This window comes from Acidovorax sp. SUPP2539 (genome assembly GCF_030158975.1).
GTDB lineage: Bacteria > Pseudomonadota > Gammaproteobacteria > Burkholderiales > Burkholderiaceae_C > Paracidovorax.
In genome coordinates this window covers 209,549-224,921 of record NZ_BQXJ01000002.1, presented here as the reverse complement: position 1 = coordinate 224,921, position 15,373 = coordinate 209,549, and the positions used below count along the sequence as shown (strand labels likewise).

Annotated in this window: 11 protein-coding genes; 3 read left to right on the top strand and 8 right to left on the bottom strand. The window is 68.6% G+C overall.

The genetic code is table 11. The features are described from left to right. Positions 1-25 precede the first annotated feature (25 nt). The 3 genes from AVTE2539_RS08610 to AVTE2539_RS08600 all read right to left on the bottom strand — a co-directional run bounded on the left by AVTE2539_RS08610 (position 26) and on the right by AVTE2539_RS08600 (position 3,418). On the bottom strand, positions 26-1,804 hold the full coding sequence (locus AVTE2539_RS08610; RefSeq protein WP_284400631.1) for a hypothetical protein: 1,779 nt from the start codon (positions 1,802-1,804) through the stop codon (positions 26-28). A gap of 253 nt (positions 1,805-2,057) precedes the next feature. Beyond that, positions 2,058-2,534 (bottom strand): hypothetical protein, encoded by a 477-nt coding sequence (locus tag AVTE2539_RS08605; RefSeq protein WP_284409772.1) that lies wholly within the window; start codon positions 2,532-2,534, stop codon positions 2,058-2,060. Positions 2,535-2,659: 125 nt separating this feature from the next. Then, entirely contained in the window at positions 2,660-3,418 is a 759-nt protein-coding gene (locus tag AVTE2539_RS08600) for a TerC family protein (RefSeq protein WP_272566526.1), read from the bottom strand. Positions 3,419-3,944: 526 nt separating this feature from the next. Between AVTE2539_RS08600 and AVTE2539_RS08595 the strand changes: the two genes are divergently transcribed. After that, a complete protein-coding gene (locus AVTE2539_RS08595; RefSeq protein ID WP_284409770.1) occupies positions 3,945-4,382 on the top strand; it encodes a DUF3717 domain-containing protein in 438 nt (145 codons plus the stop codon). A gap of 100 nt (positions 4,383-4,482) precedes the next feature. Continuing rightward, a complete protein-coding gene (locus tag AVTE2539_RS08590) occupies positions 4,483-4,791 on the top strand; it encodes a putative signal transducing protein (RefSeq protein ID WP_284400636.1) in 309 nt (102 codons plus the stop codon). Between the two features lie 160 nt (positions 4,792-4,951). Here AVTE2539_RS08590 and AVTE2539_RS08585 read toward each other — a convergent pair whose 3' ends face one another. Next, on the bottom strand, positions 4,952-5,512 hold the full coding sequence (locus tag AVTE2539_RS08585) for a YaeQ family protein (RefSeq protein ID WP_284406517.1): 561 nt from the start codon (positions 5,510-5,512) through the stop codon (positions 4,952-4,954). A gap of 86 nt (positions 5,513-5,598) precedes the next feature. Next, entirely contained in the window at positions 5,599-6,978 is a 1,380-nt protein-coding gene (gene purB / locus AVTE2539_RS08580; protein ID WP_284409768.1) for an adenylosuccinate lyase, read from the bottom strand. Positions 6,979-7,082: 104 nt separating this feature from the next. Between purB and AVTE2539_RS08575 the strand changes: the two genes are divergently transcribed. Further along, entirely contained in the window at positions 7,083-7,697 is a 615-nt protein-coding gene (locus AVTE2539_RS08575) for a glutathione S-transferase family protein (RefSeq protein WP_272566531.1), read from the top strand. 331 nt (positions 7,698-8,028) lie between these two features. Here the strand turns inward: AVTE2539_RS08575 and AVTE2539_RS08570 are convergent, their stop codons facing one another. The 3 genes from AVTE2539_RS08570 to AVTE2539_RS08560 form a co-directional block, all read right to left on the bottom strand. Next, positions 8,029-8,634, bottom strand: coding sequence for a glutathione peroxidase (locus AVTE2539_RS08570; protein WP_284409766.1), 606 nt, complete (start codon positions 8,632-8,634; stop codon positions 8,029-8,031). 151 nt (positions 8,635-8,785) lie between these two features. Then, entirely contained in the window at positions 8,786-9,988 is a 1,203-nt protein-coding gene (locus tag AVTE2539_RS08565) for an HD-GYP domain-containing protein (RefSeq protein ID WP_272566534.1), read from the bottom strand. 170 nt (positions 9,989-10,158) lie between these two features. After that, the gene (locus AVTE2539_RS08560; RefSeq protein WP_284409764.1) at positions 10,159-15,273 is read right to left on the bottom strand and encodes a hypothetical protein; all 5,115 of its coding nucleotides are present in this window, start codon (positions 15,271-15,273) and stop codon (positions 10,159-10,161) included. Positions 15,274-15,373 lie beyond the last annotated feature (100 nt).

Sequence of the window (15,373 nt, the reverse complement as noted above, 5' to 3'; positions counted from 1 at the left end):
TGCTGTCCGTCAGCCTGCCCCCGCTTCAGCCATGCGTTGCGGATGACGTTAGCAACGGTTCCCTGGCCTGGCTTTCCTGGGCGACCGCGCGGAATGGACGCGTCAGCGAACTCATGGCAGACGAGGCGCTTGAGGCAGCGACCTGTCCGACGAAACCCACGCTGTCGAGCACCCCCGCCATGGCGGTGAGGGCCGCGCCTCCGACGTGACGCAGCAATTCGTTGTGAGGCGCGAGCCTCGCGACGATGGCCTCCTCGTCGATGGTCGGTTGCAGGCCGCTCGTCTCACCCGCTCCGCTCTCGAGGTCACCGATGTTTGCAGCAGAGTGTTGGAGCAAGTCCCCGATCACATTCGCGAAGCGCTGGTGATCGCTGGACACGATACCCGGGACGCCGGTCTGAGAGATGGCGGCAATGACATTCATGCCAATCATCTCAATCGGTGCAAAAGCGGTGCTGCGCAGGATGCGCAGCGCCGCTTCTGGAAGCGCACCGGTGACCATGCCACCGAGGAGGAAGGGCACGAGCCCCACCGCGAGTGCGACGCCCATCGACTTCTTGCCGATCACCGTACTGGGCTCCATCTTGAGTGCCAGTTCGGTGGCCAGATGGATGGCTTCGTCTTGTGCGACGCCCTCGGGCAGCTTCATCACGCCGCTGTGGACCGCGTGCTCGACGGCCTCCTTGACCGACTCACGGATCTCAGCAATCTCTCCAGGCACGCCCGCCGCCGCCGAGAGGATGGCGACCTCGGTCGTCCCCACGCCGATCAGCGCAGCGACAGCTCTCGGTAGACGAGCGGCGTTGTATTCGAGCAAGTTGTTCGGCAACGCGCCGATGGCCGACACGACCCCGGCAGTGAGCGCCTCGCCGAGCTTTTGCATGAATGGGAAGGGATCGCCACGGTCATTGGCCATGCGCTTCTTGACCGTCATCGTGTCCGCCGCCTCGATCGCGACCATGGGCGCCGCGTCGATCACGGACGCCGGCAGGCCCCACGCCACGGATGCGAAGCCAGAACCCAGCAGCGCGAGCTTGGCCTTTGGTGCCGCCACGAGCTCCCACAGCGAGCCCAGCCCCGAGCTGACGGCCAGGCTCGAGCCAAGCAGCTTGAGGTCGATGCTCTTGGCCGTAGCAAGCTGCAGCAGTCCTGTGGCAGCCATCTTCAGCGACAGGTCCGGCCGTGCGGCAAGCCGGTCCTCGATCAAGGATTTCAGTGCGGGCAAAGACGATTCCATCCTCGGACGTGCCTCCCGCAGCAGCGGGATGATCCGGCCGCGAAGGTCATCGCCGATCGCCTGCTCACCGCGAGCAATCACGCCGAGTAGCAGCGGGATGGTGGCGTGCTCCATCGGGGCGCTGAGGTCTTCGCCAAGCGCCGCCTTGAGGCTGTCCAATGTGTTTCCACCGTTGGCGCCCAGGCGAAGCGATAGCGTCGGCTCCTTGCCAGCCAGGGCCATGAATTTCAGGCCGGGCACTTCGGCAGGATCGATTGCCAGGGACTCCAGCAGTTTCTGGGTCACCGGGTTTTTGGACGTGAGTTGATTCCCCTCCACGCGAACAGTGCCCTGATAAGACGGGCCGGGACGGCTGTCGGATTGCAGATCGGCAAGCCGATCCGCTTCAATGCGAGGGCCCAGGCTGTTCGTGGAGGGCAGCGACTGACCTTTGGGCCGAATCGGAGGTCCGGACTCCATGGTGGACGGACGGGGCGAGCCGGGACGCGATGAAGGCTGACTCGCCGGCTGCTCGGGCACGGAAGAGGTAGAGGCGACGGAGGTGGAGACCAAGGGAGCAATCTGCATGGGTAATCTTGAGACTGGAGGTGAGTGAAAAAACCTCCACCATCGCTTAGCCGTGCCAAAAATAACCGAGGGATCGCGAAGTCCAGTCTCCTTTCACGAAGTGCCTCGCTGCAGCAAGATCCCCGGTTGTCGCGGGTACCCGGAACCTCCGCGACGCACCGGACGCAACAGGTCGTCAGCCAGCACAACTACGTCATGTGTGCAGGACAGGCCCTTGCGCGTAACTGCTGGGCAGCAAGGCCGTGGGGGAGGATCACTCCGCTACGAACATGAACATCGCGCCCAGGCCGGCCAACGTGCCCGGCAGGGACCAGCGGCGCGGCGATGGCTTGCGCGTGATGTTGACGGGGGCGGCCACCGCCTGGACGGGCGTCGGCGCGGCCACTTCGTCCTGCTTGGGGCGTCGTGCGTCGATCACGGGCACGGCGCCGTGTTCGGCCTGCAGCTGGGTGAGCAGATCGGCCAGCGGGCCCTTGGCCAGCACGGTGCTGGCCTGCACCCCTTCGGCCTGCAGCCAGGGGACGATCTGGCCGAACAGCTTGTCGGCCCACTTGGTGCGCCAGTTCTCGCGGGCGCTGTGGCTGACCCACTTGCTGATGCGGTGGGTCATGCGCGGCGCGCAGGCCACCAGCACCCATTCCGTTTTCTCGGCCGAGGCGCGGTGGGACAGGGGCGCCAGGACCTGCCGGGCCTGCTCGGCGTCGTCCACGTACACGATGACTTTGTTCATGAGGCTTCCTTGTGACCTGGCAGGGGTGCCGTTAGCAATGGGGGAAAGAGGGCCGGGCGAAATGGCCGGACGCCTGGCGGCGCCCGTGCCGTTTTGCCCACCGTTCGTCGTCAAGGCCTGCTTGCTCAGCCGTGGGCGGCCGGAGCCGCTGCGGCGCGGCGCGAGACGATGACCTTGCCGACCACCAGCACCAGCAGGGCGCCGGCGATGTGCGCGGCCCAGTACAGGGTGTCGGAGATCACGGCCAGGCCTTGCGCGTCGAGCGTGCCCAGCTTCGGTGCCCAGCTCCAGCGCTCGGTGTTGACGAAGATCGGGTCGGTGACCAGCATGCCGCCGGCGATCCAGCCCAGCAGCATGCCGCCGATGGTGATGATGATGGGGAAGCGCTCCATGAGCTTGATGACCAGCTGGCTGCCCCAGACGATGATCGGGATCGAGATCAGCAGGCCCAGGACCACGAGCAGCATCGAGTGCTCGCCGGCATTCTGGGCGGCGCCGGCGATGGCGATCACGTTGTCCACGCTCATCACCAGATCGGCCACGATGATGGTCTTGATGGCCGCGAACAGCTTGTCGCTGCCTGCCACGTCGCCGTGGCCGTCTTCGTCGGGTGCCAGCAGCTTGATGCCGATCCACACCAGCAGCAGCGCGCCCACGAACTTGAGGAACGGCAGCGCCAGCAGCGTCATGGCGAACGCGATCAGGATGACGCGCAGGATGATGGCGCCCGCGGTGCCCCAGATGATGCCCTTGGTTCGTTGGGCGGGTGGCAGCTTGCGGCAAGCCAGCGCGATGACGACCGCATTGTCGCCACCCAGCAGGATGTCGATGATGATGATCTGCCCCAACGCGACCCAGAACTCGGGTGAAGTCAAGAAGTCCATAAATTCCTCAAAAGCAATGGCCGGGAGGAGGAACCCGCTACCCCTGTAGCGCCGGGCCCCTCCGGGAACGGGGGCTGACTGCGGAGGTGACCTGAGGCACGCCCGCGTTGCGCGGAGCGTTGTTCGATAGGGACGGCCTTGATCAGCCCGCGCAGGGCCCATCAAAGGTCTCGCTCGGTCCGCCATGCCTTGCATGGATGGACCCGGCCTGCCGGAAGCTTGCGCTTCGTACTGACGACAGGACCGACAAGCCCAGCCGCCCCGGGCGGTGTGCCTGCCGGATGTCTGCTGGGTTGGGAGCTACTCCCCTTCGAAGCCGGCATTGGAACACAGGGGCGAGCGGCCGTGCAAGCGAACGTGTCTCGCGCGCCGGAACGGTTTTGAGTCAAATAGGCCCTACGCCGGCGTTTTGATTGCCTTTGCTGCTATCAATTCGTGAGTGTTTTGCGGGGCGGCTCGGAGGCCGGCGGGCGCCACTGGAGCGCACCCGGGCAGCGGTATGATCGCGGCCCCCTTTCGCACTCCCATGGCCGTCCTGCACATCACCGACATCGAAGCCGCCATCAACCATTGGCGCGCCCGGTCGCCGTCGCCCGACGGCGTGACGCTGGCGCCCGAGCTGGTGGCGCTGGCCGAGGTCTACGCGCTGATGGTGTACTGGCACGAGGACGAAGCCGACGAGGCGGGCTTTCCCCCCGCGGCGATGGCAGCCTGGCGCGCCTGGTACGAGACCACGCCCGACACCCCGTGCATCGCCATCTGCTCCACCAGCCAGGGCGACGAGCAGTGCAAGGGCTGCGGCCGCAGCTTCGCCGAGGTGCAGCACTGGCTGGCGATGACGCCGGTCGAAAAGCGCACGGTGTGGCGCCGCATCACGCTGGAGAGCTCGGCGTGGCGTTTCAACCGCTACGCCGAACGCGCGGCGGAAGGCAGCACGCCGGCCGAGGCCAAGGCGCCTGCCTGAACGGCGTCGGTGGGCGTTTCGGCCCCCGGTGCGGGGGGATGGGCGGCGCCATGGCTTTCCCGCCCTTTACGGGCCGCGGGACAGCGGCTATGGTGGGTTCATGCTCCGTCTGACCCAGGCCCCCAACATCGCGATCGCCACCCTGTGGGCCGACTTGCTGCGCGAGGGCGGCATGCCGGCGTCGGTGCAGCGGCAATATCTGGGGGCCGCCGCCGGGCACCTGCCGCCCGACCAGTGCCTGCCCGAGATCTGGCTGGAGCACGACGAGCACGCCGCCCGAGCGCGGCAACTGCTGCAGGCGTTGCAGAACCTGCCCCAGCGCCGCTGGCTGTGCGGGTGCGGCGAAATGGTGGAGGGCGGGTTCGAGCAGTGCTGGCAGTGCGGCGCGCTGATGCCGCAGCCGGCTTGAGCTCAGATAGCGCTGCATGCCATCGGGCGGGCCGGCGCGGCGTGTGGCCGGCCGCACGCTGTGATGCTCACTTATTGATAGCAATATGCCCTAGTCGATCATGCGCTGGAGGCCCATCAGGCTTCAAACCCTGCGCACCCCGGCACAACCCGTGGCCGCGTCACTTCCAGCGCTGGGGTTCCACGTGCACGCTGCCCAGGTTGCTGCTCAGGGTGAGCGCGCCCTCCTGCACCGTGGCCTGCAGCTGCATGCTGCGCTCCGCGAGCGCGGCCAGGGCCTGCGAGGCCTCGGCGGGCAGGCGCCACACCTGCAGCTTGTCCAGGCGCGACAGCTTGGTCTGGATGCCTTTCCACCACACCTCGGCGGCATGGTGGAAGCAATACACGATCACGGCGTCCGACTTGCTGCAGGCCTTGGTGAGCGGCTTGTCCTCGGGCTGGCCGACCTCGATCCACAGGCGCTTGCGGCCGGTGAAGTCGGTCAGGGAGACGTCCGGGTCGTCCGGGTCGGACAGCCCCGCGCCGAAGGCCAGGGTGCCGTCGCCCTGGCACACGGCCTGCAGCTGGTGGGCGTTGAGGGCCAGCGCCGCCAGCCGCACCATCATGCGTTCGTCGGTTTCGCTCGGGTGGCGGGCCAGCGTGAGCGAATGGTCGGCGTAGTAGCTGTTGTCGATGTCGGCGATCTGCAGGTTCGCCTTGAAGATGGTGGACTTGATGGCCATGGGCTGGTGCTCACAAAAATATAGCAGTCCGCGCCCGATGGTGGGGCGCGGACCGGCAAAAGGGCTTCAACCCGGGCGGTGGGCGGTCAGACGCGGCGCGCCAGCTCGGCGGCCTTGCCGATGTAGCTGCCGGGCGTCATGGCGAGCAGGCGCTCTTTTTCGGCTTCGGGAATCTCCAGGCTGCGGATCAGCCCGTGCAGGGCGTCGGCCGTCACGGTCTTGCCGCGGGTGACTTCCTTGAGCTTTTCGTAGGCGCCCGGCACGCCGAAGCGGCGCATCACCGTCTGGATCGGCTCGGCCAGCACTTCCCAGGAGGCGTTCAGGTCGTCCGACAGCGCCTCTTCGTTCAGTTCCAGCTTGTTCAGGCCGGTCATGAGCGAGGTGTACGCCAGGGCCGCATAGCCCAGTGCCACGCCGATGTTGCGCAGCACGGTGCTGTCGGTCAGGTCGCGCTGCCAGCGGCTCACGGGCAGCTTCTCGGACAGGTGCTTGAGCAGCGCGTTGGCCAGGCCCAGGTTGCCTTCGGCGTTCTCGAAGTCGATCGGGTTGACCTTGTGCGGCATGGTCGAGGAGCCGATCTCGCCGGCCTTGAGCTTTTGCTTGAAGTAGCCCAGGCTCACATAGCCCCAGATGTCGCGCGACAGGTCGATGAGGATGGTGTTGGCGCGCGCCACAGCGTCGAATAGTTCGGCCATGTAGTCGTGCGGCTCGATCTGGATGCTGTAGGGCTGGAAGGTCAGGCCCAGGCCCAGGGGCTCGGGCGTTTCCACCACGCGCTTGCTGAAGGCTTCCCAGTCGAAGTCGGGCCAGGCGGACAGGTGGGCGTTGTAGTTGCCCACGGCGCCGTTCATCTTGCCCAGCATCTTGACCGAGGCCACGCGCTCGCAGGCGGTCTGCAGCCGCACGACCACGTTGGCCAGTTCCTTGCCCACCGTGGTGGGACTGGCGGTCTGGCCGTGCGTGCGGCTCAGCATGGGCACGGCGGCGTACATGTGGGCCATCTCGCGCAGCTTGAGCACGATGCGGTCCAGGCCCGGCAGCACGACCTGGTCGCGGCCGGATCGCAGCTGCAGGGCGTGGCTGGTGTTGTTGATGTCCTCGCTGGTGCAGGCGAAATGCACGAACTCGGCCGCCTTCTCCAGCTCGGGGCGGGCCTCGAACTTGCCCTTGAGCCAATATTCCACGGCCTTCACGTCGTGGTTGGTGGTCTTCTCGATGTCCTTGATGGCGGCCGAATCGGTTTCGGAAAAATTCTTCACCAGCCCCAGCAGGTAGGCGCGCGCGCCGGTGGTCAGGGGCTTGAACTCGGCGAAGCCCGCATCCGACAGCGCGATGAACCAGGCCACTTCCACCTGCACCCGGCGGTGCATGTAGCCGTGCTCGCTCATGATCGGGCGCAGGGCGGAGAGTTTGGCGGCGTAGCGGCCGTCGAGGGGCGAGAGGGCGGTGATGGTGGACAGGCTCATGGGCGGGGATTGTAGGTGGCGCTGCCTGTAAGCTATCCAAGGCAAGACTGCCCATAAAATCAAGCGGCCTTGTCCCCGTCCCCTGCCGTGCCCGGAAGAACACCATGAAATTGATCGGATCCTCAGCCAGCCCCTATGTGCGCAAGGTGCGTATCGTGATGGCCGAGAAGAAGCTGGACTATCGCTTCATCGAGGAGGACGTCTGGGCCGAGGACACGACCATCGCCACCTCCAACCCGCTGGGCAAGGTGCCGTGCCTGGTGATGGAAGGCGGAGAGGCCGTGTTCGATTCACGCGTCATCGTCGAATACCTGGACACCCTCTCGCCCGTGGGCCGGCTGATTCCCACGCAAGGCCGCGAGCGCGCCGAGGTCAAGACCTGGGAGGCCCTGGCCGACGGCGTGATGGACGCAGGCGTGCTCGCCCGGCTCGAGTCGCGCTGGGCCGGCCGCCAGGAGGGCGAACGCAGCCAGGCGTGGATCGACCGGCAGCTCGGCAAGGTCGAGGCGGGCATCAAGGCCATGGCCCAGGGCCTGGGCGAGAAGCCCTACTGCAGCGGCATCCACATGAGCCTGTCCGACATCGCCGTGGGCTGCGCGCTGGGCTGGATCGGCTTTCGCTTTCCGGAAATCGAATGGCGTGCCGAGCATGCCAACCTCGCCCGCCTGCTGGACAAGCTGGAGCAGCGCGTGAGCTTCGCCGACACACGGCCTGCCTGATCGATCGCCCCGGCGCGCTGACTGACAAAAAGCGGCGCCCACAAAGCCAAAAGCGCACAACCTGCGAAGGTTGCGCGCTTTATTTTTTGGCGGAATAAAAAAGTTGCGAAGCGTCCCGAAACGAATTTAGAGAGGGAGGGAGGAGAAGCGCTTCAGGGTTTCAGTCGAACCACCAGGGTTCAAAAGGCTTCGCAACAGTAAAGGGGTTGATCGGGGAGCGGGCGTCACCGCCTGCACTGGTTACTAGAGTAGTGACGATCCCGTGAAGTTCCAGGGGTCTGGTGGTTAAAAGCATCAGAAAATGTAACCATTTCCATATCACGGAACCGTTTCAGAACGGTGACGGTTTCGGTCGCCCGGCGTCCAGTTGCTGCTCGATCGCGCGCACCAGCCGGGGGTCGCCCGGCTCCACCATGCTGGCGAAACTGCCGGCCACTTTGCCGTCCCGGCCCACCAGGTACTTGTGGAAGTTCCAGCGGGGCGCCTCGCCGGCCTGGGCCTTCAGTTCCCGGTACAGCGACGAGGCATCGGCCCCGACGACCCGGCTCTTGGCGAACATCGGAAACTTGACGCCGAAGGTGCTCTCGCAGAAGTCGGCGATCTGCGCATTGCTGCCGCCCTCCTGGGAGAAATCGTTGGAAGGAAACCCCAGCACCACCAGCCCCCGGTCCTTGTAGCGCGCGTGCAGGGCCTCCAGCCCCTGGTACTGCCCCGTGAAGCCGCAGTAGCTGGCCGTGTTGACGATCAGCAGCACCTTGTTGCGGTACTGGCACAGCGGCTGTGGCAGTTCGTCCTGCAGGCGCAGGGGGGTGTGGCGCAGCAGGGGCGGGCAGGTGCCGTCTTCCGTCGTGGCCGCCGGGCCCGCGGCCCGCGCGGGAAGGCCGGACAGGGCGAGCGGCGCAGCCGCCAGGGCAAGGCAAAGGACTCGGCGCAGCATGGAGGTCTCCTGATGAAGGGGCGCCACGGACTGTGGCTGGATCACGAGTGGCAGCGGCTCACGAACGAGTTTGGCGCAAATCGGCGGAAAAGTCCCACCCCCGCGCGCTCCATGAGGCCGCCGCTGACAGGAGCAGCCCTGAAAAACGTTCTCAGACCAGGCTCAGCAAGCGGTTCAACTGCAGCTGCACGCGCACATCGCGCTGGGCGATGGCGCCGGTCACCTTCCAGGCCGGCTGGGCGGTGTCGCGCGGAATGAGCTCTCCGGTGGGCATGCCGTTGCGGTTGAGCACCACGGCCACGCGTGGCGTGGTGGCGCTGCCGCCGCGGCGCAGGGTGACGGCGATCTCCTGGCTCACCAGCCGCACGAACGCGCCCGGCGGATACACGCCCAGGGTTTTCACCAAGGCGGAGCCCGCTTCATCCACCTGGTGCGATTCGTCGTAGTAGCTCGCCTGCATCGCCGCGGTGACGGGCATCGGCGCGCGCGAGGCGCGCGGGGCCAGGCGGGCGCCGAACACGTCCGCGCGCTGGATCAGCCGGGCGATCTGCTCGCCTTCGCTCTTGTCGGCCAGCGGGCCCGGCGAGCGGTGGTGGTGGCAGCGCACGGCTTCCAGCCACACCGGGTCGTGCACGCCCAGCTGGCGCAGCAGGGTCTCGGATCGGGCGGCATGGCTTTCCACCGCGGCGATCTGGTCCGAGGTGAGCGGCTGGGCCTGCACGGCCAGTTGGTCCTGCAGCGCGGTCATGGCGATGTTCATGGACAGCGCCGCACGCCCGGTCTGCATCACGCGCTCCACCGGCCAGCGCAGTTGCTCGACGGCGACCAGCATGCACACGCAGGCCACGAGCATGGCGTGGGTGCCGCTGTACTGCCGGGTTTCGTGGCCGGACAGGTAGATGAGGGCGAGCAGGACCGCGTCGGGGCTCTGGCGGCAGTGCAGGGCGAGTTCGCGGTGCAGCGCATCGAAGCGGTCGGGAAAGTCATGCGCCTGTGGCGCGCGCAGCAGCTGCGTGGCCCGCAGCTGCAGCCCCGGCCAATCGGGCGGGCCGCCTTCGGCGCGGTCGCGCGAGGACTGGGCCCCGGCGCTGATCTTCATGGAGGCGATCTGGCCGAGCGAGGTGTCGGACATCAGCATCTGCTGCAGCTGCGCCAGATAGGCACGGTGGCTGTCGCCCGATTCGTCGGTGTCCACGCACAGCTGCAGGCCGCGCGACAGCAGGACGTCCAGCTCGTTGCGCGTGCGGATCACGTAGCCTTTTTGCGCCAGCAGCACGCCATCGGCCCCGCGCAGGATGAAGGGAAGCGGGGAGCCGAGCTGGATCGATTCGATGTTCAGCGCAACGAGGTTCATGGTGAGTCGCCGCATTATGGGCGCACGGGTGCGCCTTGAAAGCCGGCGCAATGGCGGGAACCCACCGTTGTTCGCCGGTTCCTGGTGGTGGCCCGGGGCGGTGGCGTGTGGCCGCCCTGTTCATTCAGCGGCGCCCGCGCGGGTCCGCCAGCGCCGCGCACGGCCCGCCGTCAGGGCGTGGGCCGGGACGCGCCCGCTCCGGATCCGGCGCTGCGGCCGGCCGGCGGCGTGGGCAGCGGAAGGGGCTGCGGGGTCACGGGGGGCCGCCGTGGGTCGAAGTTGGGGGGCACGGGCCGCGGTACCGCGCGGCCCGTAGCCCCGACGGACTCCGGCGTGGGCAGGGGCATGGGCTGCGGGGTCGTGGGGGCCCAACGTGCGCCTGCGGGCGTGGCCCGGCGTCCCGCTGCGCTAGTGGGCGGGGTGGTCCCCTCGGGTGGCAGCGGAAGGGGATGGCTCTCGGACGGCTCGCCGTCCACGCCATCGTCTTCGGGCACCCAGTCCTGCAAGGAGGGGCTGGCGATGACCGGCGGCCTGGGGAGCGGGTGAAGGGGGTGCTGGTCGTTGAACGGCTCCTTGAACAACTGGCCCAGCGTCGGGCGTCGTTGCCGCGTTGGTGGGGGTTCCACGTCCGGGGCTTGGGGAGTCTGCAGGTCCGGCTCCTCGGGCTCCTGCGCCTTGTTCACGCCGCCGTTGGCCCGGGTGAAGAGGCCTTGCGCTTGCTGTTGTGCCTGGGCCGTGAGCTTGGTGGCCTGGGCCTCGGCGCGGGCGCGCCAGACCGCCTGGGGATCGGCGGCCGCCACCGGCTCCCTTTCGATTTCGACTCCCGCTTCGGGATCGGGCCTGGGCTCGGGGTTCTGCGCCACCGGGGCGAATTTCGGCGCCCATCGGGCCGAGTGATCTTCGGGGGCTGCGGCGTGCTGCTGCGGGGTGCGGCCCACCTGCTGGGAGCCTGCCGGCAGAAATTCGTGCAGCCGGGTGGACTCCGACGCCGCCTTGCCCTGCAGCATGCCGAGGGCGGCGCTCTGCGATGCCTCGTCCTTGGCCTTCGTCTTGAATTGCAGGTTGTTGGCGGTCCAGGCGTCGTGGCTGTTCAGCAGGGTGCGCACCTTGGCCCGGTAGCCGTCGGCCTTGGCCTGCTGTGCCTGTGCGATGGCCTGCTGGCGCGCTGCCTCGGCTTGCTGGGTGGCCGCCAGGTCCCGCAATCGTGCGACGGCTTCTTGCTGGGCCAGTGCCACGGCGGGCTGGCCTGCGGCAGCGGCCCGCCGGATGGCGGCCTGGGCCTGCTGGCTTTCCATGGTGGCTCGACGGGCGGCCTGGGTCGCCTGCTGCGCTGCGGCGGCGGCTTTCTGGCCCGTCCCGGTGGCCTGCTGTGCCAGGCCCTGCAGCTTGTCGTAGGCCTCGGCTGCCTGGGGGCGCAGCTTGGTCACCACGGAAAACGTCATGCCGGGCGCGCTGGCCTGCGCAGCCTGGACCAGGGTGTCCTGCAGGCGCAGCCAGGCGCGGCCGGTCTTTTCTTCCGCCGAGGCATGCGGCACGCCGTCGCGTGCGGCCATGACCGAAACGAACTCGTGCATCCGGGGTTCGAGCTCGGCCAGAAAATCATCCAGGTCTTCGAACTCGCGGATCATCTGGGTCTGGTCGGCCCAGGTTTCGCCATGGCGGGTCGTCATGCGCAGCGTGGTATCGACCCCGCTGTTGGCCAGTTGCTTGCGAAAGTCCAGCCCGGCCCCGCGCGCCTGGGCGGCCTTTTCCGGATCGTGTTTGGACGCCGGCACCAGCCCCAGGCTGGCGTTGGCGCTCGCGCGGACATCGGCCCGGTGCTGCGCCGACAGTTTGTATTCCTCCACGTTCAGCCCCGAACGGCTTTCCGTCTGCACCGAGCGCGACCGCTGGTTGCTGCTGGCGACCCCCGCCTGCACGCCCACGCCGATGGCGCGCCGCGTGGCCTTGCGGTCGTGCTCGTCGCGGTCCCGGGGCCCGCGGGCACGCACCATGGCATTGGCGCCGATGGCCATCTCGGACGTGCGGCTGCGCTTGGTGTTGGACAGTTCGGCCACCGCCAGGGCGGGAAAGTGCTCCAGCAGGTGGGCCAGCGGGTCCATCTCCAGGGCCCCTTCCGTCGATGCGCCGCCGCCGTGGGCCATGGCAATGAGCGCATCGGCGAAGTGCCGCCGCAAGGTGTCCTCATGGGAGGCGGTGCGCTGCATGCGCAGGCTCACGCCCTCGGTGCGCGAGGTCTCGCCGCCGGCCTCCAGGCGCATGTCGAAGCGCAGCGCGATGCCCGCTTCGTCATCGCCCAGGTTGAACTCGTGGTCCTGGTTCCCCAGCTCGCGCCGCAGGCCCACGCTGAGCCCCACGTTGGCGTTCTTGGAGTCCGCCGTGGCGATCTGCATCTGCATGGCCGCACCGACCATGTTCAGGTCCATCGAGCGCTCGTGCCCCAGGCCGATGCCCGCGATCGGCGTGACGAGTTCCGGCGTGGCGGTGGTCACCGACACGGCCTTGCCCAGCTCCAGCCGGGCCAGCCGCGCATCGCTGCTCTTGATCTTCTCGCCCAGGCTGATGCGCTGCGACAGCGACTTCATCACTTCGGCCGCGTCGGCCGGGCCGCGCAGGTCGTTGAACAGCGTGATGGTGTCCGACACGCACAGCTCGAAGCGGTTCACGTGCACGTCCCGCTGCAGGGCCTGCAGCGCGGGCGCCGCCGTTTTCACGGTATCGGCCACCGTGCGGGGCGCGGTGCTGCTGGACGCCGCGCCGGTGCTGGCCGCGGGCGGGCTCCATGGCACGGCCAGGGCCGCATCGACCAGGGTGCGCATCAGCCGGCCCGCATCGTCGCCCGATTCCTTCATCTGGGACCAGGCGCTCCGTACCGAAGCGGGCCAGGCGTTCTGCACCTGCTCCAGGGCCTCTTCCCGGGACGGGCGCTCGCCCTCGGGCAGGGTCTTGAGCCAGTCCTGGGTGAGCTTGCTCTCGATGGCCTCGAAGGTGTCGATGCGCAGGGACCGCAAGGCGGCCGCGGGCTTCACCTTGGCCAGCAGGTCGGCCGACACCACCATCAGGTCGGCCAGTGCCCGGGTCTGCGGCGCCTCCGCGCCGGCCGCGGCCCTGGCCGCTTCGGCAATCTCATGGAAGCCGCCGATGGCTTCGTGGGCGATGGCGTCGGTGCGCAGGCCCCGGGCGACCTGGCTGGGGCCCACCGTGGGCGACAGCGTGCCATCGGCCAGGGCCCGCAGATCGGTGTGCTCGCTCAGCACCCGCAGGATGTGCCCGACATTGGGGCGGCTGCCGCGCAGCGCTTGCCAGTCCGCGGCCAGGCCGGGAGGCAGCCCGGCCACGCCCTCGGCCCCCAGGTGGGCCTCCACTTTCTGGAACAGGTCCTTGCCCAGGTGCTTGAGCGTGCTCTGCGAGGGGGCCGGCGTGTCTCCGCCCAGCCCCAGCTCCGTCAGCACCCCGAGCATCAGGGTTTCGGCCGGCGACGCGCCGGCCCCTGCGCGCGACTGCAGATCGATGCGCAGGTCGGTGGCCGTGCGGTGCAGCGATGCCACGGCCTCGTCGCGGCGCGGCAGCATGCCGTTCTCGCCGGCGGCGGCGGTCATCTTGCGCATGACCGACTTGCGCCACATCGTCGGCTGCGCGCCGGGCAGCCAGGATGCGATGGCGGGCAGCGCAGGCGCCAGCAGCCCTTCCATGCCCGCCGAATTCTTGACGATGGCCTTGGGCAGCCCGCCCGTCAGCCAGTTACGCAAGCGCCCCAGCCGCCCCGACGCCGCCCGCGCGTTGCGCTGGCTGGTCTGGTCGAGCGCCCCGTCGCTGAACTGCAGCAGCCGCTGGCGCACGCGGTCGTAGCTGGAGCCCTGCGCCTTGGTCGTGAACCCGTTCTGCAGGCAATGGAACGCGGTGCGCTGCGCCACCGTCCGCTCGGATTCGGGCACCGGGTGGTGCCTTGGCTGGACCAGCTCGACCGCATGCTCCACCGCGGCGCGCATCAATGCGATGTCCGCTGGGGCCTCGGCCGACCCGGGGCCCTCCTGCGGCAGGGACGACTGCAGGTGCAGCATCGCCGACATGGCCACCTGCAGGGCATCCTGCCGGGTCCCGGCGGCGGGAGGGTCCGTCATCCTGGCCAGCATGCGCATGCCGCCCGGCGGCCCGGCGATCGCGCACGCCAGGCGCGACAGCGGCGCCTGCTCGGCGCGGGTTTCGTTGTCCTGGCCGGAGGACTGCAAGGTGTCGTGCACCAGGCCGACCAGGCGGGCCGGCGGGCTGTGCGACAGGTCTTCCATGGCCGTCGCCAGGCCTTCGGGGTCGCCGGCAAAGGTGTCGCGGGCGGTGTTGATCAGCAGCTCGACGGCCAGCACGTCGGGCACCTTGGTGCCGTGGTTCAGTGCCGCGACCAGCGTGTCGGTGGCCGCCTGCAGCCGGGCCTGCAGGGGCTCGGGCACGCCCGAGAGCAGTTCGGCGACCATCCTGGCGCTGGCGGCGGTCGCCGCGTCCTTGGAGCGCTGCTCGGCGGCCTTGGCGGCGTCGGTCAGCTGTTGCAGTGCGCCTTCCGTGTTCACGCGCGCGCCATCGGGCAATGCGGCCTGGGTGGCCAGGTGGATGGTCGCCTTGGCCTTCTCGGCATGGACCAGGCCTTCCAGATGGCCCAGCACGATGGACTTCGTTTCCGCCGTGGCGCTGCCCTGGCTGCTCTGGCCTCCGGCCTTGAGGCCCCCGGCTTCATAGAACATCTCCAGTGCATCGCTGGGCACGCTGGCAGGGCCCTTGCCCAGCGACAGCACGGACAGCGCCTGCTGGGCCCAGTACGTCGCCGTGCCCGCCACGCCGCCGGTTTGGCCCGATGCCTCGGCGCCGGGGGCCTGGCCGGTCTCCACCTGGTGCAGCGCCTCCTTCACGGCCTGCGCCAGCCCGGTCTTGGTGGCGTTAGGCAGCGGCACCCGTCCGTCCGCCTCGAACCGTGGCGCCTGCACTTGGTTGTGCCGCACCACCGGGTGCTGGGTCTGCGTGCCCACCGCCAGCGGGCCCAGGCTGGCGTTGGCCGTGGTCTTGCCGCCCTTCCAGAGGCTTTTGAGCTTGGACAGGACGGTCCGGTCCGAGCGCTGCGCCATGTTGGCCGTGGTGTAGACCGCCGCCGATCCGCTCTTGCCGCGCGAAGCGAGCCCTTCCGGCCCCTTCAGGCTGGCGCTGCGCTCCGGCGCATCCGGCACCGGGGGGGCCGGCTGTGCAGGCGTGGACGGGGGCAGGCCGACTGGCTGGATTTCCCCTGAATGGTTGGCACGCATGGTCCTGTCTCCCTGGAATTCTTCTGGAATCCCATGGTCGTATACAAGTCCTTGCGGCCGTCCCGGCGATGCGAAGCCGTGCGCCGATAGGCGAACCGGC